The sequence below is a fragment of the Streptomyces sp. NRRL WC-3742 genome (genome assembly GCF_000720635.1).
Classification (GTDB): Bacteria; Actinomycetota; Actinomycetes; order Streptomycetales; family Streptomycetaceae; genus Kitasatospora.
The window spans coordinates 1-26,777 of the sequence record NZ_JOCF01000033.1 but is presented as its reverse complement, the minus strand read 5'-3'; the positions used below and the strand labels follow the sequence as shown (position 1 = coordinate 26,777).

Here is a 26,777-nt window from a genome sequence, read left to right as displayed (position 1 = left end):
GGCATGGAGAGACCTTGGCACAGGTCAACGCGCGTTACATCCCCTTCGCGCAACCTGGTGGTGGCCCGGTCGCCAGCGTTCGTACACCAGACGTGCGCCGACCGGCCGCCGTCGTGCGCCGGTTGCGACCTCCGCGCGCCCCCTTTCGCCCCTCGCCGCGCCCGGGCGCCTCCGGCGGCGTCTGAGTGCGCCGCGTCAAGTACCGGCTCACACCGACGAGTTACCGGGGCGGGCGGGTGCTGATACGCCCGTACGCAAAGGGCCCGGGCGGGGAGCGGCCCGGGGCGCGCCGGCGTGGAAGGGGTTACGCGGATCGGGTGAACGCGGTTGGACCTCGGCCCCGCCGCCTCGGCAGGATGTCCGGCCGGGGCGCACGTCAGGCCGCCCCGCCTCCCCCTCCCCCGTACGGATATTGGAGTCACCTGGTGTTCAAGGGATTCCGCAGCTTCCTGCTGCGCGGAAACGTGGTGGACCTCGCGGTCGGCATTGTGATCGGCGCGGCCTTCACCGCCGTCGTCACCGGGTTCGTCACTGCCTTCCTCACCCCGCTCATCGGCGTCGCCTCCGGGGCCGTCGGCGACTTCTCGCAGAAGACCTTCGACGTGGCGGGCACCCCCTTCCCGTACGGAGTCTTCGTCAACGCGCTGATCAGCTTCGTGCTGGTCGCCGCGGTGATCTACTTCGCCGTGGTCGTGCCGGTCACCAGGCTGCAGGCGCGCCTGGACCGGGACAAGCCGGCCCCGGCCGCCAAGACCGAGTGCCCGGAGTGCCTCAGTTCGATTCCGGCCGCGGCCAGCCGCTGCTCCTTCTGCACCACGGAGCTCACCGCCCGGCCGGGCCTGCCCGCGCAGACCCAGGCGCTGCAGGCCGGCTGACGCCGCCGAAGGGGGCCTCGGAGACCCCCGGCGAGCGGAGGCGAGACCCCGGCGCGCGCTGACGGGGGCCTTATCCCCGAAACATTCACGAGCCCCCGTCGCGAGGTCGGCGGGGGCTCGAAGGCGCCGGCGCACGCCCCGTCCGCAAAAGTTTCTCCGGCGGGCCCCCGAACGGCTACCGGCCGGTCACCGCAAGGGCTACCACCGGTGGGGTTCGGACGCTGTTCGATCACTGACGGAGCACCGGAGTTGTCCGGAACCAATCGCCGGTTTGTCCGTTCTTCCCACTTTCGAAACCTTTGTGCGAGCGAAGACTGTGTAAACACTCGAACTGCTCCCCCTCCCGCTCTCCTCAGCAGGCGCATTGTGGGCTTACCGTATGCCCCATGACCTCGCCCCGCTCCTACGACGGAGTCGGCTACCCCCCTCCGTCCTTCTCCTCCGGCACGCCGATCTACGACAGCCTCGTGGCTGAGCGCGGCGTCCCCCAGATCGCACCCATCAACGTGCCGGCCGCCCTGCCGCCCGCACTGTCGTCCGGTTACGGGAACGGGTTCGCCCCCAGCTCCTACGACAACCGCTACGGCACCGGGTACGACACCCCTGGCAGCAACCTCCCCGCGCTGCCTCCCGCCCGCCTCGCCCTGGGCCCCGGCCCGAGCAGCGCACCCTCCTCCTCCGGCCCCGCGACCGCGTACATCCCCGCGCAGTCCGCCTACGCCACCGCGCCGCAGCCGCCCGTCCCCGGGTACGGCGGCCAGCAGCAGTACCAGCGGCCGCAGCCCGCCCCCGCCTTCCCCCAGGCCAACGGCGCCCCCCAGCCGTTCGGCGCTCAGCCCAGCGGCGGGCAGAGCTTCGGCGGCCAGAACACCTTCGTCGGCGGCCAGGCCGGCCAGCAGACCTTCGGCGCGCAGCCGGCCGGCGGCCCGAGCGGTTTCGGCCACGGGCAGGGCGGCGGCCAGCCCCAGGGCTTCGGCGCCCCGCAGGCGTTCGGCGGCCAGAACCCGGCCGGCCCCGGTTTCACGGGTCCGACCGGCGACCAGAGCTTCGGCGGCGGGCAGCTGCGCCCGGCCATGGCTCCCGTGCGCCCCATGCAGCCGCAGAGGCCCAACCCCTACGGCGAGCACGGACAGTTCCAGAGCAACGGCTACCAGCCGCAGGCCCAGGGGTACTGAGCCCCGGCCACCCGGACCGCCCGCGAGCGGTCCTCACCCGCACCACCTGAGCACCACCCGGCGATCCCCCCTGTACGCCGGGCGAACGGAGAAACGGGTCATCCACGGACCGCCCGGTGCGCCTCACGGCGACCGGGCGGTCCGTGCGCGTTCGGGGGCGTGTTCAAGCGTGCGTTCAGGCGTGTGTTCACGTCTGCGTTCAGGCGTGTGTTCAGGCGTGTGTTCAGGCGTGCGTTCAGGCGGCAACCGCCCCGATGCCCCTGACCGGCGGCCTGGCAGGATGGAGGGATGCAGCTCACCGGACTCCACGTCTACCCCGTCAAGTCGATGTACCGCCTGAGCCCCGAGACCGCAGAGGTCCAGCCCTGGGGCCTGGCCGGAGACCGTCGCTGGATGCTCGCCGACGCCACCGGACGCTTCGTCAGCCAGCGCGAGGACGCCGCCCTCGGCCAGATCCGCCCCGGCCTGCTGCCCGGCGGAGCCCTCGCCCTCACCGCCCCCGACGGCTCCCGGATCGAGATCGCCGCCCCCACCCCCGCGGCCGGCGACCCCGTCGCCGACGTCGAGGTCTGGGGCACCCGCTTCCGCGCCACCGAGGCCGCGAAGGAGGCGCACCGGTGGATCGCCGAACACCTCGGCGACTACCGCCTCGTGCACCTCGACGACCCGCGCGCCCGGCCCGTCGATCCCGAGTACAGCGAGCCCGGCGACACCGTCTCCATGGCCGACGGCTTCCCGCTGCTGCTCACCACCACCGCCTCCCTGGACCGGCTCAACGAACTCATCGCCGCCGAGCACCCCGAGGAGTACGAGCAGCTGCCGATGACCCGCTTCCGCCCCAGCGTCGTCGTCTCCGGCGCCGAGGCGTGGGCCGAGGACGGCTGGCGGCGCGTGCGCATCGGCGAGCTGACCTTCAAGGTGGTCAAGCCCTGCGGCCGCTGCGTCGTCACCACCACCGACCAGGAGACCGGCGAGCGCGGCGGCAAGGAGCCGCTGCGCACCCTCGCCCGGCACCACCGGCTGCTGCGCAAGGCCGCGTTCGGGCAGAACCTGATCCCCGAACGCCCGGCCGGCGTCGAGGGCGACGTGCTCGGCACCCTGCGCCTGGGCGACGACGTCGAGGTGCTGGAGGACGGGGCGCACTGGCCCGCCGACGGGCGCTGACCCCTCCCGCGAGCCCCGGGCGCCCCCGCCGGTCCGGAACCCGGGGCGTGCGCGCTCGTTGAAACAGGACCGACCGGCGAACGGGGGTCGGCGCGCGGCCCCCCGTTCGCCGGTCGGTCCAGGGTCGCAACCCGTGGCCGGGCCGTGTGCCGGAGGTGTGCGCGCGTCGGCGCACGGGCGGAGCACTCATCCGGGCGCGCTACGGTGGGCGGACGGCCCGCGCAGCCCCGCGCGTACGGCCCGTTGGACGCCGGCACGACGAAGGTGGGGACGACAGACCGTCATGGCTGAGCACAGGGTCAGGGTCACCCAGGACAGCGCATCCCGCTGGCGTCGCCGCGCGGGCGAGTACGACACCCTCGCGGAGGCGCTGGCGGCCGCCGAGGCGGGCGACACCGTGACCGTCCGGCCGGGCACGTTCCGGGAGAACGTGGTGCTGGACAAGCCGGTGACGATCGTCCCCGCGCAGGGCCCGGGCACCGTACGGATCGAGCCGGCCGCCGGGGTCGCGCTCACCGTCACCGCCGCCGCCACCGTCCGCGACCTGGTGATCGAGGCCGGCGACAGCTCCGCGCCCGCCGTCCTCGTCACCGGGCCCGACGCCACACCCTCCCTCGGCGGCTGCCGGATCGAGACCCGCTCCGCCACCGGCGTCGAGATCACCGACGGCGCCCGGCCGACCCTGCGCGGCTGCGTCGTCGCAAACCCCGCGGGCCTGGGCCTGCGGCTGCGCGGCGAGGGCACCGCCGCCGCCTTCGAGGACTGCGAGGTGGCCGCCGCCGGGCAGGCCGGGCTCGCCGTCCTCGGCGGCGCCACCGCCGTCCTCGACCGCTGCCGCCTCCACCACGCCTCCGGCGCCGGGGTCCTGCTCTCCGACCCGGGCAGCGCCGCCGAACTGACCGGCTGCGAGATCTACGAGATCCGCGGCAGCGGCGTGCAGGCCGACGCCCAGGCCGGCGGGCGGCTCATCGACTGCGAGATCCACCGCGTCACCGGCAACGGGCTCACCCTGGACGGCGAGGCCGTGCTCTCCCTCACCGGCTGCCGCATCCACGACGTGCCCGAGAACGCCGCCGACCTGCGCGGGCGCTCCCGGCTCACCCTCGCCAACACCACCGTGCGCGACTTCGGGCGCGGCGCGCTGTCCGTCTGGGACCAGGGCACCGAGGCCGTCGCCGAGTCCTGCAAGATCCACGGCTCCACCGGCGAGTACCCGGCGCTGTGGGTCAGCGACGGCGCGCGGCTGACCCTCACCGACTGCTCGCTGCACGACCTTCCCGACGCCCTCTTCGTCCTCGACCGGGACTCCGCCGCCACCGCCGAGGGCTGCTCCTTCAGCCGCATTCGCAGCTCGGCCGTCTCCGTCAGCGGCGGCGCGAACGTCAACCTCAGCGGCTGCCGGGTCCAGGAGGCGGGCACCGGGCTCTGGTTCCGCGACCACGGCAGCGGCGGGCTGCTCACCGGCTGCGAGATCTCCGACGTGGCCACCGGGGTGATCGTCACCAAGGGCGCCGACCCGGTGCTGCGCGACTGCACCGTCCGGGCCAGCACCGACGCCGGGGTGTACGTCTCGGCGCAGGGGCGGGGCACCTTCGAGGAGTGCCGGGTCTCGCACGGCAAGGGCTTCGGGTTCCACATCATCGACGGCTGCCGCACCCAGCTCACCCGGTGCCGGGCCGAGCAGAACGAGCGGGCCGGGTTCGAGTTCTCCGAGCCCGGGCCGGTCGCGGAGGGCTGCACCTCCGACGACGTCCTGCCCTCCGGCGGCGACCTCCCGGCGCCCCGGACCGCCCAACTCACCGCCACTGCGGCGCCCTTGGCCCTCTCGGCGCCCGCCCTCGCAACGGCGGCGATCGCGCCGATCCCCGACTGCCGCCCGGCCGACGAGGCGCTCGCCGAACTGGACACGCTCGTCGGGCTCGCCACCGTCAAGCAGGAGGTGCGCACCCTGATCGACCTGATCTCGGTGGGGCGCAGGCGCCGCCAGGCCGGGCTCAAGGCGCCCTCGCTGCGCCGCCACCTGGTCTTCACCGGCGCCCCCGGCACGGGCAAGACCACCGTCGCCCGGCTGTACGGGGAGATCCTCGCCTCCCTCGGGGTCCTCCAGCGCGGGCACCTGGTCGAGGTCGCCCGCGTCGACCTCGTCGGCGAGCACATCGGCTCCACCGCGATCCGCACCGCCGCCGCCTTCGACCGGGCCCGCGGCGGGGTGCTCTTCATCGACGAGGCGTACGCCCTCGCCCCCGAGGACGGCGCCCGGGACTTCGGGCGGGAGGCGATCGACACCCTGGTCAAGCTGATGGAGGACCACCGCGACGAGGTGGTCGTCATCGTCGCCGGCTACACCGCCGAGATGGAACGCTTCCTCTCCGCCAACCCCGGTGTCTCCTCGCGCTTCTCCCGCACCATCAGCTTCCCGGACTACACGGCCGACGAACTGCTGGAGATCGCCAGGGCCCAGTGCGCGGAACACGAGTACGCACTCACGGAAGCCGCCGCGCTGGCCCTGCTCGACCACTTCGGCGGCCTGGAGCGCGGCCCCAACTTCGGCAACGGGCGCACGGCGCGGCAGGTGTTCGAGACCATGGTCGAGCGCCACGCCGTCCGCGTCGCCCACCTGGCCGACCCGTCGACGGAGGAGCTGCAGCTGCTCGTCCCGCAGGACCTGCCGGTCGTACCGCTGCGCTGACGGCGGGGCGCGGCCCGGGAACTCGCGGCCACCGCAGGAGCGTTGGGCCGGACATGGGCATGCTGTTGACGGGAGCCGCGGGCGGACTGCTGCTGCCGGCCGGGCTGGTGGTGCTGTTCTTCCTCGCCGGCGTGGCGCGCCGCCTGCGCGGCCGCGGTGCGGCGGGCGCCCCGCGCGGGGCGGGCGCGATGGCGACGGAGGAGATGCACGCGCTGCTCTACCCCGGCAAGCGCGTGCAGTTGGAGCAGCGCCGGATCGAGCTGGTGCTGCGCGACGACGAGCACGACGGGGCGCCGAAGCGCACGGGCGTCGACCTCGACGCGGGGCGGGTCGTGATCCGGCGGCCGGCGGGCGGGTGACGGCGGACAGCTGACAATCGACAGCCGACAGCCGACAGCGAACGGATGACAGCTGACGGATTTCAACATCCGTCAGCTGTCATCCGTCATCTGTTTTCTGTCCGCCGTCAGCTGTTCGCTGTCAGCCGTCCGCCAGCCGCCGTCCGCTGTTCGCCGTCAGCCCGTCCAGGCGCCGCCTGCCAGGAAGGACTCCAGGGCCGCCCGGTACGGCGCGATGTCGATCCGCTCGCCGGCCAGCCAGTCGTCCGAGTAGTACTTGTCGAGGTAGCGGTCCCCCGGGTCGCAGATCAGGGTGACCACGCTGCCCCTGCGCCCCTGCGTCCGCATCTCGGCGACGATGCGCAGCGCGCCCCACAGGCCCGTGCCCGTCGAGGCGCCCGCCTTCTTGCCGAGCACCTGCTCCAGCACCCGGACCGCCGCGATCGAGGCGGCGTCGGGCACCTTCATCATCCGGTCGACGGCGCCCGGCACGAAGCTGGGCTCCATCCGGGGCCGGCCGATGCCCTCGATCCTCGAGCCGCTCTCGCAGACCGACTCCGGGTCGTGGCGCACCCAGCCGTCGAAGAAGCAGGAGTTCTCCGGGTCCGCGACGCAGATCCGGGTGTCGTACTGCATGTAGTGCACGTATCGGGCGATGGTCGCCGAGGTGCCGCCCGTGCCCGCCGTGGCCACGATCCAGGCCGGTTCGGGGTGCGGCTCCAGGCGCAGCTGGGCGAAGACCGACTCGGCGATGTTGTTGTTTCCGCGCCAGTCGGTGGCCCGCTCGGCGTAGGTGAACTGGTCCATGTAGTGCCCGCCGGTCTCCTCGGCGAGCTTGGCGGACGCCTCGTACACCTCGCCGGAGCGCTCGACCAGGTGGCATTCGCCGCCGTGGAACTCGATCAGGTCGATCTTGGCCTGGCTGGTGCTCTTGGCCATGACGGCGATGAACGGCACCCCGATGAGCTGCGCGAAGTACGCCTCGGAGACGGCCGTCGAGCCGCTGGACGCCTCGATCACCGGCTTGCCCGGCCGGATCCAGCCGTTGCAGAGCCCGTAGAGGAACAGCGAGCGGGCGAGGCGGTGCTTGAGCGACCCGGTCGGGTGGGTGGACTCGTCCTTGAGGTAGAGGTCGATGCCCCACTCCGGCGGCAGCGGGAAGCGCAGCAGGTGGGTGTCGGCGGAGCGGTTGGCGTCGGCCTGGACCTTGCGCACGGCCTCCTTGAGCCAGGCCCGGTACTGCGGGTCGGTGCGGTCGACGTCGACGGTCGGCTCCAGGCCGACCGCCCCGCCGTCCGTACCGTGCTGGCCACCCGGCTGCGTGCTCATGGTCACTCTCCCTCGTCGACTCCCCCCATTGCTCACTACGAGTGTACGAGAGTCACGATAAGTGACCGTTTTCGTCGGTCCAGCTTCCGCTTATCGCCTCCCCGGACCTGCACCCGGGTTCTACGCCTGAACCGACTGCGGGTCCGCGAGGTACGGCCGCCAGCCCAGCTCGGCCGCGCCGGCCAGCGCGCTGTGGGCCAGTTCCGCGCCGACGATCGGCACCCGGCCGCTGCGCCCCCACAGGCAGCGCTCGGCGACGACCGCGCGCAGCCGCTCGGGGGCGGCCTCGAGCAGGTCGAGGTGGAGGCCGCTGAGGACCACACGGTCGGGGTTGAGGATGTTGGCGACGCCGGCCAGGCCGAGCCCGAGGCGGTCGATGACGTGCTCGACCGCCGCGCGCGCCCGCTCGTCGGTGGCGGCGGCCCGGCAGAGTTCGCGGGCCTGGTCGAGCAGCGGGCGGCCCGGTTCGGGGGTGAGGCCGGCGGCGGCGAACAGGGCGTCCGGGTCGGTCTCGGAGTTGAGGCAGCCGCGGTTGCCGCACATGCAGGGGCGGCCCTGCGGGTCGACGGTGAGGTGGCCGACCTCCAGGGCCAGCCCGGCGCTGCCGGTGTGGAGCCGCCCGTCGATCACCAGCGCGCCACCGACGCCGCGGTGGCCGGAGGTGACGAGGAGCAGGTGCCGCGCGCCGCGCCCGGCGCCGTGGCGGTACTCGGCGAGGGCGGCCAGGTTGGCGTCGTTGGCCAGGGCCGTGGGCAGCGGGTTCAGCGCGTTCGGGCCGTGGTCGGCGCGGCCGACCTCCACGTCGTACAGGTCGGCGACCGGCGTGCCGCTGGGCCAGGCGAAGTGCAGGGCGGCGAGCGCGGTGCCGTCCGGTTCGGTGACCGGGTTGGCCAGCGCGAGGGCCGCGCCCAGGCAGCGGCGGCTGGAGGCGCGGGCGAGTTCGGCGCCCGCCTGGGCGACGGCGCGCAGCATCCGCACCGGGTCGGTGGCGGCGGGCAGCGGCAGGTGGACGGGCGGGTCGAGCAGTCCGCCGAGGCCCGCGAGGGTGGCGCTCAGTCCGTCGGCGTGGATCTGTCCGGCGACGATGACCGGGCCCTCGGGGTCGATCGCCAGCCGGTGCGAGGGGCGTCCGCGCCCTCCTCCGGCCGGGCGGGAGTCGACGGTGATCAGCCCGAGCGCCTCGAGTTCGGCGGTGACGGCGCCGGCGGTGGCCCGGGTGACGTCCAGCGCGCGGGTGAGCGCCGAGCGGGTCGGCGCCTGGCCGGTGTGGATGAGCGAGAGCGCGGGGCCGAGCAGCGTCCGCCCGCGGTCGGGGGCCGCGCGGCGGTGGGCGTCGCGCTGGGCGTCGGGTCCGGTCGCGGCGCTGGGCCGAGGGCTTGAAGGTGAGAGCTGCACGACCCTATTGTGACTTTGTGCCGCTTCGAAACAAAATTCAATCGTTCGCCCGACCCGGTAAACCCTCACCCCAGTCTCTCAGCCCGACCCCCGCCACCGACAGCCCCTGGAGCGCCGCACGTCTCGCGCTCACCGTCATCTTCGCCGTCGACGGGTTCCTCTTCGCCGCCTGGGTCGTCCGCATCCCCGACGTCCGCAGCCAGGTCAACGCCTCGCACAGCGCGCTCGGGCTCGCCCTGCTCTGCCTGTCCATCGGCGCCGTCCTGACCATGCCCCTCGTCGGACGGCTCTGCCTACGGTACGGCTCGCGCCCGGTCACGGTCGGCTCGCTCACCCTCCTCAGCCTCGCGGTGCCGCTGCCCGCGCACACCCACTCCGTCACCGCGCTCGGCGCGGTGCTCCTGCTCTTCGGCGCCGGGTACGGCGGCGCCAACGTCGCGATGAACAGCGCCGCCGTCGACCTGGTCGCGCAGCTGCGCCGGCCCGTCATGCCGAGCTTCCACGCCGGGTACAGCCTCGGCGGGCTCCTCGGCGCGGGGCTCGGCGGACTGCTCGCGGGGCGGCTCAGCGCCGCCTGGGCACTGGCGAGCAGCGGACTGCTCGGGCTGGCGGTGACGGCGGGCGCGGGCGTCGTCCTGCTGCGCAGCCCGGCGGCCCCGATGATCGCCCCGGAGCGGTCGGGCGGACGTACGGGAGCGGGCCCGCGCCCGAAGGCCGGGCACCTTCGGCTGCTGGTGCTGCTGTTCGGGCTCACGGCGCTGTGCACCGCGTACGGCGAGGGCGCGGTCGCGGACTGGACCACCCTGCACCTCACCGACGACGTGCACGCGGGCGCCGGGACGGCGGCGGTCGGGTACGCCGCGTACGCCTTCGCGATGACCACCGGGCGGTTCTGCGGCACCTGGCTGTCCATCCGGCTCGGCCAGAACCGGGTGATGCTGCTCGGCGGGGCGCTCGCGGGCGCGGGGATGCTGATCGCCGCCCTGGCACCGGCGGTGACGGCGGCGATCGGCGGGTTCGTGCTGGTGGGCCTCGGGCTTGCGAACCTCTTCCCGCTCGCCATCGCCCAGGCCGGGGTGGCGGGCGGCCCGCAGGGCGTCGCGCTCGCCTCGACGCTCGGGTACGGCGGGATGCTGATCGGGCCGGTGGTGATCGGTTTCCTCGCGGACGCGATCGGGCTGCCGCTGGCCCTGACCACCGTCGCGGTCGCGGCCTCGGCGGCCGCGCTGCTGCCGCTGGTGACGAGGCGGCACACGGGCGGCGGCACCACGACGGTGGCGAGCAGCGAGCGGCTGCCGGAGCGCGGGTGACGGCTGGCGGCTGGCGGCTGGCGGCTGGCGGCCGACCGATGGCAGGTGACAGATGGCAGGTGACAGATGGCAGGTGACAGGTGACAGGTGACGAGTTTCAGCGAACAGATGTCAGCTGGCAGTTTTCGTCATCTGTTCGCCTACATCCGTCGGCCGCTCCCCGCCCCCGCCTCCCGCTGTGGCAGGATGCGGCCCCATGACGACCAGCGGACGCATCCAGGTACTGCGGGCCGGCGAGCGCCCCGCCACCGCGTGGCTCAACGGCGGCGGGGTGACCAGGGAGGTCGCCGGTTTCCCGGTCGGGGCCGGGCTGGACGCCTTCGACTGGCGGGTCAGCCTCGCGGACGTCGCCTCCGCCGGGCCGTTCTCCGTGTTCCCCGGCATCGACCGGGTGATCACCCTGGTCGAGGGCGCCGGGATGGTCCTCACCGTGGACGGCGCCGAGCAGTCAATCGACACCCCGTACCGGCCCTTCGCCTTCCCCGGCGACGCCTCCACGGACTGCCGACTGCTGGGCGGCCCGGTGGTCGACTTCAACGTGATGACGCGCCGCGGCCGGGTCGAGGCATCCGTCGACATCGCCACCGCGCCCGCCGACGTCCACGTCCCGACGGGCGGCACCACGCTGCTCGTCTGCCTGGCCGGTACCGCCCGCCTGGACGGGACCGAACTCGCCTGCTACGACGCCGCGTTGCTCACCGCGCCCGGCCCGTACGGCCTGCGGCCCGACGCCGCTGCCACCGCCGCTGCCGCAGTCGCGGTCGTCACCTTCCACCCGTCCAGCTGAACTCCCCGCCCCCGCAGGGGAACCGAACTCAGCCCTGCTCCCCCGGCAGCCGCAGGTCCCATCCGACCAGGGCGCGCAGCTGCTCCGCCGTCACCCCGTCCGGCACCGGCTGCGGCGGGTCGTGGCGGAACGGCGGCTGCCAGCCGTCCTCCTCCGTCCAGCGGCGCACCACCTTGGCGGGCGCCCCGGCGACCACGCAGTGGTCGGGCACCTCGCCGCGCACCACCGCGCCGGCCGCGACGACCACGTTGCGCCCGATCCGCGCCCCCGGCAGGATCACCGCGCCGGTGCCGATCCAGCTGCCCGCGCCGATCTCCACGGGCTCGTTGCGCGGCCACTGCTTGCCGATGGGCAGGTCCGTCGCGCGGTACTCGTGCGCCTGGTCGGAGATGTAGACGCCGGGCCCGGTCCACACGTCGTCGCCGAGCACGATCGACTGGTGCCCGACGATGTGGCTGTCCCGGCCGATCACGCAGCCGCCGCCGATCCGCACGATCGGTTCGGGCCCGAGGTCGAGGCCGGGCAGGAAGCCCGCGCTGATCGTGACACGCTCGCCGATGATCGAGAACGGCCCGATGGTGATCCACTGCTCGTTGAACACCGCCCCGAGCGGGAAGGCGAGCGTCGTGCCGTCCCCCAACTCCCCGAACCGGTACGGGCCCGGGTTCCGGTTGGTGACCGCCCCCGTCCGCTGCACCCAGCGCCAGCCCCGGTGGACGAGGCGCCCGGCGGCCCGGCGACCGCCGGTCCGGACGGCAGAGAGGAGGGAACGGGTTATCGGCATGCGCTCACGCTACCGGCCCGTAGCGTCGGCCCGGAGGCCGGGCGGCCAAGATCACACCGGCCCGACGGACCCCCGCGTTCACCCGAGGTCCGAAACCCGCGAACACCCGCGCGGTCCCCTGGCAGACTCCCTCCGTGAAGATCACCGAACACCTTGACGCCCTGCGCCGCGAGGGCGCCCTGCTGGCCGAGGCCGCCGCCGCGACCGACCTGTCCGCACCCGTCCCCACCTGCCCCGACTGGCGTCTGGCCGACCTGCTGCGCCACACCGGCCAGGTACACCTCTGGGCCGCCTCCTACCCCGCCCGGGGCTTCCAGGAACGGCTGGACGACGCGGGCGAGCGGGAGGTGTTCGGACCGGACCCGTCCGACGCCGCGCTGCTCGACTGGTACCGCGAGAGCCACGCCGCCCTGGTGGACACCCTCGCCACCGCCCCGGCCGACACCGAGTGCTGGACCTTCCTGCCCGCGCCCAGCCCGCTCGCCTTCTGGGCGCGGCGCCAGGCGCACGAGACCGCCGTCCACCGGATCGACGCCGACGCGGCGGCGGGCCGCCCCGGCCCGGAGGTGGAGGCCGCGCTCGCCCTCGACGGCGTGGACGAACTGCTGCGCGGCTTCATGCGCCGCGACCGCTCCCAGCTGCACAGCGACGAGCCCCGCACCCTCCTGATCCAGGACGCGGACGGCCTCGCCTCCTGGCACGTGACCGTCAACCCGGGGCCGCTCGAGGTCGTCAGCGGCGAGGAGGCCCCCGCCGGGCCGGCCGAGCTCACGATCACCGGCCCGGCCCACGACCTGTACCTGCTGCTGTGGAACCGCCTGCCCGCCGGAGTGCCCGCACGCGTGCGCCTCGACGGCGACGAGAGCCTTCTCGACCTCTGGCGCGCCAAGGCCCAGGTCGGCTGACCGCCCGGAGGCCGGACGCTCCGAACTACGCCGGTAGTGGCACTACTTCCGTAGTGCCACTACCGGCGTAGTGCCGCCGCCCCGACGAGCGGGAACAAAAACGGGAACAAACAGAAACAAAGGGGACGAACCGCTCAGCGCACCCAGCGCGCCGGCCGCTTCTCCAGGAACGAGCACATCCCCTCCTGCGCCTCCTCCGAGCCGAACAGCCGCGCCGACAGCTGCACCAGCTCGTCCGCGTCCCGCGCGAAGGAGCGCACCACCTCGGCGTTCGCCAGCCGCTTCGACTCCGCCAGCCCCTGCGGCGAGCCCTGGCGCAGCGCGTCCAGCAGCTCCTTGAGGGCCATCTCCCGACCGTTGGCGGAGTCCACGGCCCGGGTGATCAGCCCGATCCGGGCGGCCTCGGCCGCGTCGAACACCTCGCCCGTGAGGTAGTAGCGCGAGGCCGCGCGCGGGTCGAGCTTGGGCCGCAGCGGCAGGGAGATGACGGCGGGCGCCAGGCCCAGCCGGACCTCGGTGAAGGCGAAGGTGGCGGCCGGCCCGGCGATCGCGAGGTCCGCCGCGCCGATCAGGCCCAGGCCCCCGGCGCGGGCGTGCCCGTCGACCACGGCGATGACCGGCTTCGAGCAGTCCACGATCGCCTTCTGCAGCTCGACCAGCCCGCGCGGCCCGACCGTGGGGTCGGCCCCGGTCGCCTCGGAGAGGTCCGCGCCCGCACAGAACACCTTGCCCACGTGGGTGAGCACGACCGCCCGCACGTCCCGGTTCGCGGCTGCGACGGCCAGCCCGGCGTGCAGCTCGGACATCAGGCGGCTGGAGAGCGCGTTGCGGTTGTGGGGCGAGTCGAGGGTCAGGGTGGTGACGGCGTCGGCGGTGCTGACGTGGACGAGGGGCGCTGCGCTGGTCATCGGCGTGGCCTGCTTTCCGGCTGAGGGTGGGTCGGACCGCTGGCGCCGTCCGGGGTGCCCGCACGGCGCCCGCACGACTCTGGCACGCCCACCCGCCCCTCGACCAGAGCAGCCCGCCCCCCACCTGCCCCGGAACCCACTGGCGCCCACCGCCGCCCCACGGCACCATCGCCCCCATGACCACCACCGGACCCGCCGTCCTCCTCCTCGCCCCGCGCGTCACCGAGACGGGCCACCAGCTGCGCGTGGCCGCCGGCCTGCGCGGCCTGAGGGCGTTCACCGCGCCGTCCTGGCGGGCGCCCGAGGAGCTGGTCGGCGAGCCGGTGCACCTGTACGGCGGGCCGATCTTCGCGGACGCGGTCGGGCGCGCCCTGGACCTGGCGCTGCTGGAGCCGCCCGCCGACTGGCTGGCCCGGCTGCCGCTGGCCGTGACCGGGCGGCAGGTGGCGTTCAGCACGCTCGACGAGACCCGCCGCCTGCGCGGCCCGGCCTTCGTCAAGCCCCCGGCGGACAAGCTGTTCGCGGCCCGCGTGTACCCGGACAGCAGCCACCTGCCCGGCCCGGAGCTGGTCGACGGCGACACGCCGGTGCTGGTGAGCCAGGTGGTGCACTTCCGCCGGGAGTACCGGCTGTTCGTGCTCGACGGCGAGGTCACCGCCGGTTCGCGCTACGCCGTCGACGGCGAGCTCTCCGTCGCCCCGCTCGCCCCGGACGACGGCGTCACCTCCGAGGTGCTCGCCTTCACCCGCGAGGTGCTGGCCGCCTCCGCCTCCACCCCGGACGCGCCGCTGCCGAGCGCCTGCGTGGTGGACATCGGCCTGGCCTCGGAGGGGAGTTGGGCAGTGGTGGAGGCCAACGCCGCCTGGGCGAGCGGAGGTTACGCCGCCGATCCCGCCGGAGTACTCGACGCGGTCCTGCGCTCCGCCGGTCCCGCCGCCTCGCTCCGCACCAGCGACCGGCCGTTCCTGCGCGAGCTGCCCGAAGTCACGGACTGAGATCCGCGCCACGACCTCGGCGCTTGCGGCCGCCCTCCCCCTGTCCCATGATCGCCCCCATGACCACCTCGCACCTCACCTTCATCACCGAGCCGCCAGGCGTCGCCCCCGGGACGGGCTACACCCAGGTCGTCGCAGGCAGCGGCCGGTTCGTCCAGGTCTCCGGCCAGGTCGCATTCGACGAGAACGGCGAGCTCGTCGGGGCGGGCGATCCGCCGGCCCAGGCGCGGCAGGTCTTCGAGAACCTGCGCCGCTGCCTGGCGGCCGCCGGGGCGACGTTCGACGACGTCGTCAAATTGACGGTCTTCGTCACCGACATCGCCCACCTGGCCGCCGTCCGCGAGGCGCGCGACGAGCACGTGGACACCTCGCGGCGGCCCGCCAGCTCCGCCGTCCAGGTGTCGGCGCTGTTCCGGCCGGATGTACTGATGGAGATCGAGGCGTTCGCCGTGGTCGCGCAGTAGCGGTCGGAACGCCCCGCCAAGGCGCAGCCCACAGGGGCCCGGTCTCCCCGCGTGGGGAGACCGGGCCCCTGTGCGCTCAACCGCCCAGTGGTACAGACCTGTTGACGCATTGGTCCAGTCCTCCTACAGTGCCCATGCCCCGTCTCCCCACGGCGCGGGCACCGATCGCAAACGCACCACAACTCCGGTTCTACGCACCCCTGTTCAACCCCCACGACCACAGGGAGAACCATGTCCGCTCGATCCCGGGCGGGACGCCCGCGCATGCGCAGCAGAGTGCTCGCGCTGCTCTCCGTCCTGCTCCTTCCGCTCGCCGTGCTGACCGCGCTCGCGGCCCCCGCGAACGCCGCCGGCAAGCTGACCGCCACCTTCACCACCGCCGACAACGGCTCCTGGTGGCAGGGCACGTACATCGTCCACAACGACAACGCCGCCGCCGTGTCCGGCTGGACGCTGGAGTTCGACCTCCCCTCCGGCGTCACCATGGGCAACACCTACAACGGCACCGCCACGGTCAGCGGCAGCCACGTCACCGCCGTCGCCGCCTTCTACAACTCGACCGTCAACGCCCACAGCACCACCGAGCCGTACAGCTTCTGGTTCGTGGGCAACGGCCCGGTCTCCGCGCCGCTCAACTGCCACATCAACGGCGACAAGTGCGACGGCACCCCCGACGTCCCGCCGGGCGCCCCTGGTGCTCCCTCGGTCACCGAGTCGACGGCGCACACGCTGGCGCTGAGCTGGCCGGCAGCCAAGGGCGGGGACTTCCCGGTCGCCTCCTACGACGTCCTGAACGGCGGCGCCGTGGTGGCCTCCGCCGCCGGCACCTCCACCGTGGTCACGGGCCTCACCCCGGCGACCTCGTACACGCTGACCGTCCGGGCCAAGGACAGCCGCGGCAACACCGGGCCGGTCAGCGCGCCCGTCACGGCCTCCACCTTCGACCCGTCCTCGGACCGGGTCCCGCCGACCGCGCCGGCCAACCTCCGTGCCACGAAGGCCGGTTCCTCCGACGTGACGCTCGCCTGGGACGCCGCGACGGACAACGTCCGTGTCGCCGCGTACGACGTCTACCAGGGCGCCACGCTCGTCGCGACCGTCACGGGCGGCACGCTGACGGCGAGCGTCGGAAGCCTGTCGCCGTCCACCACCTACACGTTCACCGTGCAGGCCCGCGACCCCGCCGACAACACCTCGCCCGCCTCCGCCCCGCTCTCCGTCACCACCGGCGACATCGTGGGCGCCGGGAAGTACGCCCGCGTCGGCTACTTCGTCCAGTGGGGCATCTACGGCCGCCAGTTCTTCGTCAAGAACCTCGAGACCTCGGGCACCGCCGCCAAGCTCGACGTCATCAACTACGCCTTCGAGAACATCGATCCGACCAACCTCACCTGCCTCGCGGGCGTCACCAGGGGCACCACCTCCAACCCGCAGGACCCGGACCAGGGCACCGGCGCCGGTGACGCCGACGCCGACTACGCCCGGCCGATGAGCGCCGACCAGTCGGTGGACGGCGTGGCCGACGACGGCTGGGGCAAACTGCGCGGCAACTTCAACCAGTTGAAGAAGCTCAAGGCCAAGCACCCCAACCTCAAGGTGGTCGTCTCCCTCGGCGGCTGGACGTACTCCAAGTACTTCTCGGACGTGGCCGCCACCGACGCCTCCCGCCAGAAGTTCGTCAAGTCCTGCGTGGACACCTGGATCAAGGGCAACCTGCCCGCCTACAACGGCGCCGGCGGCGACGGCACGGCCGCCGGGATCTTCGACGGCATCGACCTCGACTGGGAGTGGCCCGGCTCCGGCGACGGCCACGCGGGCAACCACTGGAGCCCCAACGACAAGGCCAACCTGACGGCCCTGATCGCCGAATTCCGCAAGCAGCTCGACGCGTTGGGCGGCTCGCACAAGCTGCTCACCGCCTTCACCCCGGCCGACCCGGCGAAGGTCGCCGCCGGCTGGGACCTCGGCAGGATCTTCACGGGCCTGGACATCGCCAACGTCCAGGGCTACGACTTCCACGGCTCCGGCAGCGACAACTCCTGGGAGCCCAACCGCACCGGCCAGGCCAGCAACCTCTACCAGGACCCGAAGGACCCCTACCCGTTCCACTTCAGCATCGACGCGGCCGTCCAGACCTACCTGTCCGCCGGTGTCAACCCGCGCAAGCTCACCATCGGCTTCCCGTTCTACGGCCGGGGCTGGCAGGGCGTGGCGGCGGGCGACGCCGGGGCCAACGGCGCCTGGCAGTCCGCGAACGGCGCGGCGCCCGGCCAGTTCGCCGAGGAGGCCGGCACGCGCGGCTACAACAACCTGATCACCGGCGTCCCCAACCTGACCGTCTACCACGACCCCAAGTCCGTGTCCACGTACGGCTACACGGGCGCGGGCGGCCAGTGGTGGACCTTCGACGACGCCTGGTCGATCGCCCAGAAGACCGCCTACCTCAGGTCCAAGGGCCTGCTGGGCGGCATGATCTGGGAACTGTCCGGCGACACCCCGTCCGGCACCCTGATGGGCGCCCTCGACGCCGGCCTCAAGTAGCGGCACCGCAGAACGAGAAGGCGCCCCCGCCCGTCCGGGAAGGACGGACGGGGGCGCCCCGCCGAACGAGCGGCCTCAGCGCGCGGCCGTCGCCGTCAGCCTGCGGGCCGCCCGGTACTGCCGCAGCACCTGGGCGAAGGTCGTGTGCCCCTGCGTCGCCCGGGCGAAGGCCCGCCAGGCCGCCGGCACCAGGCAGACCGCCGCGTGGAACAGGTACGGCCGCCGCTCGAACGCCCCGAGCAGCTGCTTGCCCGCCCGCATCTCCACGCCCAGGCCGGCCTTGACGGCGAACGAGTAGTTCAGCGCCTCGCGCCGCACCGACTCCGCGTCCCCGGCCTCCGCGACCTGCACCGCCCACTCCCCGGCCAGCCGGCCCGAGCGCAGCGCGTACGAGATGCCCTCGCGCGTCCACGGCTCCAGCAGCCCGGCCGCGTCCCCGGCGACCAGCACCCGGCCGCGCGACAGCGGCGAGTCCTCGGCACGGCAGCGGGTCAGGTGCCCGGACTCCACGCTCGGGGTGAAGCCCGACAGGCCCAGGCGCCGGATGTAGTCGGCGAGGTACTGCTTCGTCGCCTCCCCGTCGCCGCGCGCCGAGATGACGCCCACGGTCAGGCTGCTGCTCTCGGTCTTGGGGAACACCCAGCCGTAACTGCCGGGCAGCGGGCCCCAGTCGAGGTGGATGCGGCCCGCCCAGTCGGCGACGACCTGCGGCGGCACCGGGATCTCCGCCTCCAGGCCCAGGTCGATCTGGTCGAAGGTGACGCCGACGTGCCGGGCGATCCGGCTGGCGCTGCCGTCCGCGCCGACCACCGCGCGCGCCTCGAAGCCGCGCCCGTCCGCCGCCGTCACCAGCGCCGTCCGGTGCCCGCCGCCGCGCTGCTCCACGCCCGTGACGGTCACTCCGGTGGCGAGCACCGCACCCGCCTGCTCGGCCGCCTGCACCAGGCGCAGGTCGAACTCGTCCCGGTTGACCAGGCCGAACAGCATCCGCTCGTTGCGGCGGGTGCGGGTGTAGCGGCCGTTGTAGGCGAAGGTGACGGCGTGCACCCGGTCCTGCAGCGGCAGCTTGAAGTCCGGCGGCAGGCTGTCCCGGGAGGGGCCGATGATGCCGCCGCCGCAGGTCTTGTAGCGGGGGTGCTCGGCCTTGTCGAGCAGCAGCACCCGGCGGCCCTGGACGGCGGCGGCGTGCGCGGCCGACGCCCCGGCCGGTCCGGCGCCGACCACCACGACGTCCCAGACGCCGCCCAGCCGTTCGGCCTCGGCAGCGGGTTCGTCGAGCGGGCTGGGGGAATCTGGGCTTCCGGAGTCAGTCACGACCAGCAATCCTATGCGTCCGTCCGACCCGGCGGTGGCCGCAGCACCCCGAACCGGCCGGATGGGCTCCGCCTATGATCGTCGGTACCCCGACCGACCGTCCCGCCCGCACCCCCAGGGCGGCCCCCGCCCCCACGGAGCACCGATGTCACAGCCCCTGGCCGACGCCGTCCGGTCCCTGATGGACCGTGCCCGCACCGACCTCGCCGAACTGGTCGCCTTCCCCTCGGTCGCCGACCCGCGCCAGTTCCCCGTCGAGGAGTGCGAGAAGGCGGCCCGCTGGGTGGCCGACGCCTTCGCCGCCGAGGGCCTGACCGGCGTCCGCTTCCTCGACACCCCGGACGGCACGCAGTCCGTCTACGCCGAACTCCCCGGCCCCGAGGGCGCCCCGACCGTCCTGCTCTACTCGCACTACGACGTGCAGCCCCCGCTCGACGAATCCGCCTGGCTCAGCCCCGCGTTCGAGCTGACCGAGCGCGACGGCCGCTGGTACGGGCGCGGCGCCGCCGACTGCAAGGGCAACATCCTGATGCACCTGACGGCCCTGCGGGCGCTGCGCCAGGTGTACGGGGACACCTACCCGGTCGGCCTGAAGATCATCGTCGAGGGCTCGGAGGAGCAGGGCACCGGCGGCCTGGAGCGCTACGCGGAGGCCCACCCCGAGCTGCTCGCCGCCGACGCCATCGTCATCGGCGACACCGGCAACTTCGCCCCCGGCCTGCCCACCGTCACCGCCTCCCTGCGCGGCATGACGGCGATCGAGGTCGGCGTCACCACCCTGGCCGGCAACCTCCACTCCGGCGCCTTCGGCGGCGCGGCCCCCGACGCGCTGCAGTCCCTGGTGCGCATCCTCGCCTCCCTGCACGACGAGCACGGCGACGTCGCCGTGGACGGCCTGGCCGCCGACCAGACCTGGGAGGGCGTGCAGTACCCGGACGAGCAGTTCCGCGCCGACGCCAAGGTGCTCGACGGCGTCGCCCTGACCGGCACCGGCACCGTCGCCGACCGCCTCTGGGCCCGCCCCTCCGTCACCGTCCTCGGCATCGACGCCCCGCCGGTGATCGGCGCCACCTCCTCCGTCCAGGCCGCCGCCAAGGCCCTGGTCAGCCTGCGCGTCCCGCCGGGCACCGACCCGGCCGCCGCCCAGCAGGCCCTCGTCGCCCACCTCGAGGCGCGCACCCCGCTCGGCGCCCACCTCACCATCGAGCGCCAGGGCAACGGCGCCCCCTTCCTCGCCGACACCACCGGCCCGGCGTACGAGGCGATGGGCGAGGCCATGCGGACGGCCTTCGGCACCCCGATGGTCGCCTCCGGCGAAGGCGGCTCGATCCCCCTCTGCAACACCCTGCAAACCCTCTACCCCCAGGCCGAGATCGTGCTGATCGGCGTCGAGGAGCCGACCACCCAGATCCACGCCGTCAACGAGAGCGTCGACCCGCTCGAACTGGAGCGCATGGCCCTCACCGAGGCCCTCTTCCTGCGCCGCTACGCCGAACTGCGCTCCGCCTGACGGACGCTCCGCCGCCCGGACAGGGTCCTAGGTGTATTGACCCGCAGGCTTCCCGCCGCGCCGCCACCGGCGGGAAGCCGCGAGCAGCGCCGCGTACCCGACGGCGCCCACGGCGAGGCCCGCCCCGGCGCCGAAGCACACCTCGGGGACGAGGTTGCGCCGCAGCGGGACGATCCGGTGCACCACCCCGGCCGCCGTCGCCGCGCCCAGCGCCGCGACGGCAGCCCGCCGCGTCCGGGGCGCGAGCCGTACGGTGGGCGGCTGGGGGCGCGCGGCCCGTACGGCGCGCGCCGCCCAGCCTCCCATGGCGGCCAGCGCGAGCGCCGAACTCCCGTACTGCGCGGCCTCGTAGAGCGGCACCCCGGCCACCCGCCGGTCCAGGACGGGCAGCAGCCGCACGCCCAGCCGGCCGCCGTGGGTGAACGCGTCCCAGCCGACGTGGGTGGCGGCGCCGATCGCCGCCGAGGCCGCGAACCACGCCACGCCCGCCCCTGCCCCCGGCCGCCGGGCCGTCAGCGCCTCGACACCGCCGGCCCACCGCTCCGGCAGCAGCGCGACCACCGGCGCCCGCAGCAGGCCGTGCCAGCCGGCCACCAGCGCCGCGGCGATCGCCACATCCACCGTCGGCACGGCCCACCAGCGGTGCGTCAGCCCGCCGTGCCCGTACACCCCGGGCAGCAACGACTCCGCGAAGAACGGGACATCGGGCGCCATCGACCCCGCCACCAGCGCCGACGCCACCAACGGGCCACGCTCCCCGGCGACACGCAGCAGGGGCAGGACGGCGGCGGGATGGCTCAACGTGAACGGCATCCCCCCATCCTGCCGCCCCGGCCGCCCCTAACGCCCCTCCCGCCCCTGCCGCCCCCGTCAGGCCGCGTCCGCCGTGCGCGCCGCCATCCCCTGGGCGACCCGCGCGCCCGCCTCCAGGTAGCGCAGTTCCCCACAGCGCCGGGCCTCCAGCGCGGCGGCGAGTCGGCGGTAGCGGCTGGGCGGGAGCAGGTCCGCGGCCTCGTCGAGGGTGACGAAGCGCCAGCCGCGCAGTTCCTCCTGCTGGAGGAGCAGGTTCTCCCGGCCCTCCTCGTCCAGCAATCCGCCGTCGTACATCAGCCGCAGGCCGCCCCGGCGCGGGCCGGTCCGCGGTTCCCAGTCGACGGCGAGCAGCCGCAGGAGGCACGGGTCCAGGCGCAGGCCCAGTTCCTCGGCGGTCTCGCGCAGGGCGGCGTCCGTGGGGGCCTCTCCGCGTTCGACGACGCCGCCGGGGAAGTCCCAGTCCGGCTTGTAGACCGGGTCGACGAGGAGCACCCGGTCCTGCTCGTCGAAGAAGAGGACGGCGGAGGCCACGGTGTCGCCGGTGGCTGCCGGGCTCTGGACGATCGGGCAGCGCGCGGCGCCGACGCGGAAGAGGTCGACGATCCGGTGCGCGGTCTCGCGCGGGGTGAGGGCGCCGGTGTCGATCATCCGGGCGTCCTGGACGAGCCAGCGGCGGGCGGCGCGGTAGCGCGGCAGGTGGTCCAGGCACCACTGGCGGACGCGTTCGCTGGCCTGCGGATCGTCCGCGCACTCCTCTCTGTTGGCGATGCGCTCTCGCAGGATCGTTTCTTCTGGGTCCAGCACGAAGTGGTGCACCGCAATGCCGTGCTGGGCGAGGTCGCCGAAGATCTCGTCGCGGTAGTCCTCCCTGAGCAGCGCCATCGGGACGATCAGCGGCCCGCCGACCTCGCCCAGCAGCGCCGCGGCCGTCTCGGGGACCAGCCGGCGCCAGGCCGGGAGGTCCTGGAAGTCGGACACCGTCGCCAGCCGGTCGGCCGGGAGCATCCGACGCAGGCCGAAGCCCACCAGCTCGGGATCGAAGAGCACGCTCCCGGGCAGCAGTTCCACCAGCTCGCGGCAGGCACTCGTCTTGCCCGCCCCGAACGTGCCATTGACCCAGACGATCACAAGGCCCCCTGCTTTCGACTCGCCCCGGCGCCGTTCTGCAACTACACCGGTAGTCGCACTACGGAAGTAGTGCCACGACCGGCGTAGTCTGACTACGCCCGTAGTCGCACCGGGCGGCGCCCGCCCACCGACCGGCGCCACCCGTGGTGGTACCCGCGCCATGCCGCTCCCCATACCTCCCCGACACACCCTGCGCCGAGCTTCCGCGCGCCCCTTGACAGGGGCATGTGCCCAGGCCAGACGCCTGCCGTGCGCACACCGGGGCCGGCTGGCATCAAAGCTGCACCCCGTCCCCACCGCTCGCGCACACCCGCCCCGGCGTGCACTCCCGTCACATGCGCCCCTCCCCCACGCCCCCACCTTGCGCCACCGGCACCCCAGCGCCTACGAAGGAGCCGTGAAGCTGCTTCCCGCCGGTCGTGTGATCGTCATCGGTTCGGTCAACGCCGACCGCATCCTTCGCTGCCCCGTGCTCCCCGCCCCCGGCGAGACCGTGCTCGCGGCCGAGGCCGCCCACGGCTTCGGCGGCAAGGGCGCCAACCAGGCGGTGGCCGCGGCCCGGCTCGGCGCGGCGACGCACCTGGTCGCCCGGGTCGGACGCGACGCGGAGGGCCGGGCGGCGCTCGCCGATCTGCACGGCGCGCAGGTGGAGACGGGCTCCGTGCTCGTGCACCCGGACGCGCCCACCGGACAGGCGATCGTGATGGTCGACCCGGCGGGCGAGAGAAGCATCGTCGTCCTCCCCGGCGCCAACGCCCACCTCACCCCCGAGGACGTCGAAGCCGCCCTGGCGCGCCTCCACCTGCTGCCCGTCGACGTGGTGCTGACCAGCAACGAGGTCCCCGAGGAGTGCGTGCGCGCCGCCGCGGCAACCCTTCCGCCCCCGGACTCGGCGGGCCGCACCACCCGCTGGGTGCACAACGCCGCCCCCGCCGGCCCGCTGCCCGACACCGGCCCGGACGGGCACCGCCCGCTGCTGGTGGTGAACGTGCTCGAGGCCCGCCGGCTCACCGGCGCCGGGAACACGCACGAGGCGGCCCGGGCCCTGGCCCCGCGCACCGAGGGGGTGGTGGTCACCCTCGGCAGCGAGGGCGCACTGGTCGCCACCGGGGGCGCGCCGCTCCTGCTGCCCGCCCCCGCCGTCCGGGTGGTCGACACCACCGGCGCCGGGGACGTCTTCTGCGGAGCGCTCGCCGCCGGGCTCGCCCGGGGCGCCGACCTGCCCGAGGCGGCCGCCGCGGCCGTGGCCGCGGGCACCTTCGCCGTCACGGCCCTCGGTGCCCGCGGCGCCCTCCCCCGGCCCTCCGACCTCTGAGCGATCCGGGAGCCGGGGCAGGAGCGGGACGACCGGGCCTACGGCCGGCCCATGTACGACGGGTAGTAGCCGCTGCTGATCCGCGAGATCCGAATCAGCGTCCCGGGCCGCGCGGCCTCGACGTACTGGTTGTCGCCCAGGTAGATCGCCACGTGCTGGATGCCGCGCTTGGTGCCGTTCGGCGACCAGAACAGCAGGTCCCCGCGGCGCAGCTGGCCCGCGCTGATCGGCGTGGTCGCCGCGTACTGGTCGTTGGCCACCCGCGGCAGGTCGATGCCGCCGCGGCGGAAGGACTGCTGCACCAGGCCCGAGCAGTCGTACCCGTCAGGCCCGTTGCCTCCCGTGCGGAACGGCTTGCCGAGCTGGGCGAGCGCGTACTCCACGGCCGTCTCCACGTCCCGGTCCTCGGCCACCGAGCCCGAGGACGACGCGCCCGAGCCGGAGGAGCCCGAGGAGCCGGAGGAGGAGCCGCCCCCGGTGCGCGCCAGGTAGACGTCGTAGTGGGTGGTCCAGCGCCACTGCCCCTGGCTGTTCCTGAACCAGTACCGGGAGCCGTCCCACCCCTGGGTGATGCCGCCGGAGCGCACGGCCGTGGAGGAGGACGAGGACGTGGACTTCGCGGACCCGCCGCTGGTGCGCGCCAGGTACACGTCGTAGTGGGTGGTCCAGCGCCACTGTCCCTGGCTGTTCTTGAACCAGTACTTGGAGCCGTCCCACCCGGCGTGCGCCGGGGCCGGCTCGGCGGCGGCGGGGGTCACGCCCGTGCCGAGGCCGATCACGCCCGCACCGGCCACGATCACGGCCACCATGCCTATCCCCCGCCGCACCCTCGCCGCCCGGGAGGGACGGGCCTGGGCGGAGGGAGCGGTCGGGCGGGCGGGACTCTGAGGGGTCCCGGCGGCATCCGGTGCGCCGGTGTTGACGGTGGTCATGGTGCTGACTTCCTCACTGCTGCGATCTGCCGCCGTGTCAGCGGCTGCGGGAACGACTGCGGACTCGAGGCGTCGCCCCGTCGGGGCTCGGCCTGCGTGTCACGGTAGGCACGCGTCCGCTCACCGTGCGCAGTGGAGTGAGCCAAAGGAAGGGTTCTCGGGTGGTGGGCGTCGACGGCGCATCAGGGTGAGGGCCCGTCACCGGAGGGCCGGCACCGCGCACCCGACACGCCGACGGGTCACCGCCCGGCGTCCTCCGAGAGCAGCTGCTTCTTGAGCACCTTCCCCAGGGCGTTCCTGGGCAGTTCGGGCACCAGCACCACCCGCCGGGGCCGCTTGTGCACCGAGAGCCGCTCCGCCACGAAGGCCGTCAGCTGGTCCCCCGTCACGGAACCCTCCGGAACGACGTACGCGACGATCGCCTGTCCGAGGTCCTCGTCCGGCGCGCCGATCACCGCCGCGTCGGCCACCGCCGGGTGGTCGCGCAGGGCGGCCTCGACCTCGCCGGCGCCGATCCGGTAGCCGCCGCTCTTGATCAGGTCGACGGAGGCGCGGCCGACGATCCGGTGGAAGCCGTCCTCGCCGATCACGGCGACGTCCCCGGTGCGGAACCAGCCGTCCGCCGTCCAGGCTTCCGCGTCGGCGTCCGGCCGGTTGAGGTAGCCGCTGAACAGCGTCGGCCCGCTGACCTGCAGTTCGCCCACGCTCTCCCCGTCGTACGGCACGGGCTCGCCGCCCTCGCCGACCAGCCGGGTGCGCACGCCCTCCACCGGCAGGCCGACGCTGCCGGGCCGGCGCTCGCCGTCCGCCCGGGTGCTGACGGTGATCAGCGACTCCGTCATCCCGTAGCGCTCGATCGGCGCGTGCCCGGTGAGCGCCGTCAGCTTCTCGAACACCGGCACGGGCAGCGGCGCGCTGCCGGAGACGAGCAGCCGGGCCGGGGCCAGCCGGGCGGCCGCCTCGGGGTCGGCGGCGAGGCGGGACCAGACGGTGGGCACGCCGAAGTACAGGCTGCCGCCCGCCGCCGCGTACCCGGCCGGGGTGGGCCGCCCGGTGTGCACCAGGCGGCTGCCGGTGCGCAGGGCCCCGAGCACGCCGAGCAGCAGCCCGTGGACGTGGAAGAGCGGCAGGCCGTGGACGAGGGTGTCCTCGGCCGTCCACCGCCAGGCGGCGGCCAGGGCGTCCAGGTCGGCGGCGATCGCGGCGCGCCGAATCACGGCGCCCTTGGGGGCGCCGGTGGTGCCGGAGGTGTAGAGCACGAAGCCGGTCGCGTCGGTGGACGGCTCGGCGTGGCTCGTGGCGGAGCGTTCGGCGGGGTCGACGGGCAGGGCCGCCACGCCGTCGACGCCGTCCACCCCGTCCTGCGGCACGGACTCACCCACGGCGTGCGCGAGCAGCGCCGCGCCGGAGTCGCGCAGGATGTGCGCGCGCTCCTTGGGCCCGGAGTCGGGCGGCAGCGGCACCACGGGCACGCCCGCCAGCAGTCCGCCGACCACGGCGACGACGGTCTCGAGGGTGGGCCGGGCGAGCACGGCGAGCGCGGGGGCGCCGGCCACCCGGTCGGCCACGGCGGTCGCCGCGCCGAGCAGTGCCTCCCGGGAGAGCGCCCGCCCGTCGACCCGCAGCGCGTCCGCCGCGTCGCCGTACCCGCCGTGAAGTGCCGTCAGCAGTGCCATGCGCCCGTCCTCGCCCCTCGCTCCACCTGTCGCGCCCGACTCTACGGGGCCCGCCGACGGGCGCGGGAACGCCTGGGAGAACGCCGGAGGGCGTGGCCTCCGGTCGCCCGGGTGCCACGCCCTCCGAAACAGTGTGCTGCGGGATCAGCCCTTACGGGCCTTCACCTCGGCGGTCAGCTGCGGCAGCACGGCGAACAGGTCGCCGACGACGCCGTAGTCGACCAGCTCGAAGATCGGGGCCTCGGGGTCCTTGTTGACGGCCACGATGGTCTTCGAGGTCTGCATGCCGGCGCGGTGCTGGATGGCGCCGGAGATGCCCGCCGCGATGTAGAGCTGCGGGGAGACCTGCTTGCCGGTCTGGCCGACCTGGCTGGTGTGCGGGTACCAGCCGGCGTCGACGGCCGCGCGCGAGGCACCGACGGCCGCGCCG

At 74.4% G+C, this 26,777-nt stretch carries 23 protein-coding genes; 13 read left to right on the top strand and 10 right to left on the bottom strand.

The annotated features are described in order from the left end of the window. Window positions 1-425 precede the first annotated feature (425 nt). The 5 genes from mscL to IH61_RS0119345 all read left to right on the top strand — a co-directional run bounded on the left by mscL (window position 426) and on the right by IH61_RS0119345 (window position 6,262). A complete protein-coding gene (mscL, locus tag IH61_RS0119365) occupies window positions 426-875 on the top strand; it encodes a large conductance mechanosensitive channel protein MscL (protein WP_031071441.1) in 450 nt (149 codons plus the stop codon). A 386-nt stretch (window positions 876-1,261) separates the two neighbouring features. After that, on the top strand, window positions 1,262-2,050 hold the full coding sequence (locus tag IH61_RS50295; protein ID WP_051837455.1) for a DUF6643 family protein: 789 nt from the start codon (window positions 1,262-1,264) through the stop codon (window positions 2,048-2,050). Window positions 2,051-2,338: 288 nt separating this feature from the next. Next, entirely contained in the window at window positions 2,339-3,214 is an 876-nt protein-coding gene (locus IH61_RS0119355; protein WP_031071438.1) for an MOSC domain-containing protein, read from the top strand. A 283-nt stretch (window positions 3,215-3,497) separates the two neighbouring features. After that, window positions 3,498-5,903, top strand: coding sequence for a right-handed parallel beta-helix repeat-containing protein (locus IH61_RS0119350; protein ID WP_031071436.1), 2,406 nt, complete (start codon window positions 3,498-3,500; stop codon window positions 5,901-5,903). A 53-nt stretch (window positions 5,904-5,956) separates the two neighbouring features. Beyond that, on the top strand, window positions 5,957-6,262 hold the full coding sequence (locus IH61_RS0119345) for a DUF6191 domain-containing protein (RefSeq protein ID WP_031071430.1): 306 nt from the start codon (window positions 5,957-5,959) through the stop codon (window positions 6,260-6,262). 156 nt (window positions 6,263-6,418) lie between these two features. Here the strand turns inward: IH61_RS0119345 and IH61_RS0119340 are convergent, their stop codons facing one another. After that, complete coding sequence (locus IH61_RS0119340) at window positions 6,419-7,570, bottom strand: PLP-dependent cysteine synthase family protein (protein ID WP_051837454.1); 1,152 nt, start codon at window positions 7,568-7,570, stop codon at window positions 6,419-6,421. Window positions 7,571-7,690: 120 nt separating this feature from the next. After that, window positions 7,691-8,866, bottom strand: coding sequence for an ROK family protein (locus tag IH61_RS0119335; protein ID WP_051837462.1), 1,176 nt, complete (start codon window positions 8,864-8,866; stop codon window positions 7,691-7,693). Window positions 8,867-8,982: 116 nt separating this feature from the next. Here IH61_RS0119335 and IH61_RS0119330 point away from each other — a divergent pair, with 116 nt between their 5' ends. Together IH61_RS0119330 and IH61_RS43015 are read left to right on the top strand one after the other, a co-directional pair. Beyond that, complete coding sequence (locus tag IH61_RS0119330; RefSeq protein WP_051837453.1) at window positions 8,983-10,275, top strand: MFS transporter; 1,293 nt, start codon at window positions 8,983-8,985, stop codon at window positions 10,273-10,275. A gap of 196 nt (window positions 10,276-10,471) precedes the next feature. After that, on the top strand, window positions 10,472-11,062 hold the full coding sequence (locus IH61_RS43015) for a HutD family protein (RefSeq protein ID WP_051837452.1): 591 nt from the start codon (window positions 10,472-10,474) through the stop codon (window positions 11,060-11,062). A gap of 28 nt (window positions 11,063-11,090) precedes the next feature. Here the strand turns inward: IH61_RS43015 and IH61_RS0119320 are convergent, their stop codons facing one another. Further along, on the bottom strand, window positions 11,091-11,846 hold the full coding sequence (locus IH61_RS0119320; protein ID WP_037973073.1) for an acyltransferase: 756 nt from the start codon (window positions 11,844-11,846) through the stop codon (window positions 11,091-11,093). 134 nt (window positions 11,847-11,980) lie between these two features. Between IH61_RS0119320 and IH61_RS0119315 the strand changes: the two genes are divergently transcribed. Next, window positions 11,981-12,751: a maleylpyruvate isomerase family mycothiol-dependent enzyme gene (locus IH61_RS0119315; RefSeq protein WP_031071415.1), complete on the top strand. Its 771-nt coding sequence runs from the start codon at window positions 11,981-11,983 to the stop codon at window positions 12,749-12,751. 134 nt (window positions 12,752-12,885) lie between these two features. Here the strand turns inward: IH61_RS0119315 and IH61_RS0119310 are convergent, their stop codons facing one another. Beyond that, on the bottom strand, window positions 12,886-13,659 hold the full coding sequence (locus tag IH61_RS0119310) for an enoyl-CoA hydratase family protein (protein WP_031071413.1): 774 nt from the start codon (window positions 13,657-13,659) through the stop codon (window positions 12,886-12,888). Between the two features lie 176 nt (window positions 13,660-13,835). Here IH61_RS0119310 and IH61_RS0119305 point away from each other — a divergent pair, with 176 nt between their 5' ends. The 3 genes from IH61_RS0119305 to IH61_RS0119295 all read left to right on the top strand — a co-directional run bounded on the left by IH61_RS0119305 (window position 13,836) and on the right by IH61_RS0119295 (window position 17,659). Beyond that, on the top strand, window positions 13,836-14,654 hold the full coding sequence (locus IH61_RS0119305; RefSeq protein ID WP_031071402.1) for an ATP-grasp domain-containing protein: 819 nt from the start codon (window positions 13,836-13,838) through the stop codon (window positions 14,652-14,654). A gap of 59 nt (window positions 14,655-14,713) precedes the next feature. Then, window positions 14,714-15,118, top strand: a complete 405-nt coding sequence (locus IH61_RS0119300; RefSeq protein ID WP_031071397.1) for a RidA family protein — start codon at window positions 14,714-14,716, stop codon at window positions 15,116-15,118. Between the two features lie 264 nt (window positions 15,119-15,382). Continuing rightward, window positions 15,383-17,659, top strand: a complete 2,277-nt coding sequence (locus tag IH61_RS0119295) for a glycosyl hydrolase family 18 protein (protein ID WP_031071396.1) — start codon at window positions 15,383-15,385, stop codon at window positions 17,657-17,659. A gap of 75 nt (window positions 17,660-17,734) precedes the next feature. Here IH61_RS0119295 and IH61_RS0119290 read toward each other — a convergent pair whose 3' ends face one another. Continuing rightward, entirely contained in the window at window positions 17,735-18,982 is a 1,248-nt protein-coding gene (locus IH61_RS0119290) for a geranylgeranyl reductase family protein (RefSeq protein WP_420713964.1), read from the bottom strand. A 136-nt stretch (window positions 18,983-19,118) separates the two neighbouring features. On the opposite strand from IH61_RS0119290, the gene IH61_RS0119285 reads away from it, so the two are divergent. Continuing rightward, window positions 19,119-20,483, top strand: a complete 1,365-nt coding sequence (locus IH61_RS0119285) for a dipeptidase (RefSeq protein WP_031071392.1) — start codon at window positions 19,119-19,121, stop codon at window positions 20,481-20,483. 27 nt (window positions 20,484-20,510) lie between these two features. Here IH61_RS0119285 and IH61_RS0119280 read toward each other — a convergent pair whose 3' ends face one another. Then, on the bottom strand, window positions 20,511-21,296 hold the full coding sequence (locus IH61_RS0119280; protein ID WP_031071391.1) for a DUF4184 family protein: 786 nt from the start codon (window positions 21,294-21,296) through the stop codon (window positions 20,511-20,513). Between the two features lie 57 nt (window positions 21,297-21,353). Next, the gene (locus IH61_RS0119275; protein ID WP_037973071.1) at window positions 21,354-22,424 is read right to left on the bottom strand and encodes an NUDIX hydrolase; all 1,071 of its coding nucleotides are present in this window, start codon (window positions 22,422-22,424) and stop codon (window positions 21,354-21,356) included. A 397-nt stretch (window positions 22,425-22,821) separates the two neighbouring features. Here IH61_RS0119275 and IH61_RS0119270 point away from each other — a divergent pair, with 397 nt between their 5' ends. Then, window positions 22,822-23,739: a PfkB family carbohydrate kinase gene (locus IH61_RS0119270; protein WP_031071389.1), complete on the top strand. Its 918-nt coding sequence runs from the start codon at window positions 22,822-22,824 to the stop codon at window positions 23,737-23,739. Between the two features lie 38 nt (window positions 23,740-23,777). Here the strand turns inward: IH61_RS0119270 and IH61_RS43010 are convergent, their stop codons facing one another. The 3 genes from IH61_RS43010 to IH61_RS0119255 all read right to left on the bottom strand — a co-directional run. Further along, a complete protein-coding gene (locus IH61_RS43010) occupies window positions 23,778-24,671 on the bottom strand; it encodes a C40 family peptidase (protein WP_078911234.1) in 894 nt (297 codons plus the stop codon). A 239-nt stretch (window positions 24,672-24,910) separates the two neighbouring features. Beyond that, window positions 24,911-26,347, bottom strand: a complete 1,437-nt coding sequence (locus IH61_RS0119260) for an acyl-CoA synthetase (protein WP_031071387.1) — start codon at window positions 26,345-26,347, stop codon at window positions 24,911-24,913. Window positions 26,348-26,491: 144 nt separating this feature from the next. Beyond that, the coding region (locus tag IH61_RS0119255; RefSeq protein ID WP_031071385.1) for an electron transfer flavoprotein subunit alpha/FixB family protein at window positions 26,492-26,777 on the bottom strand (286 nt) is incomplete at its 5' end.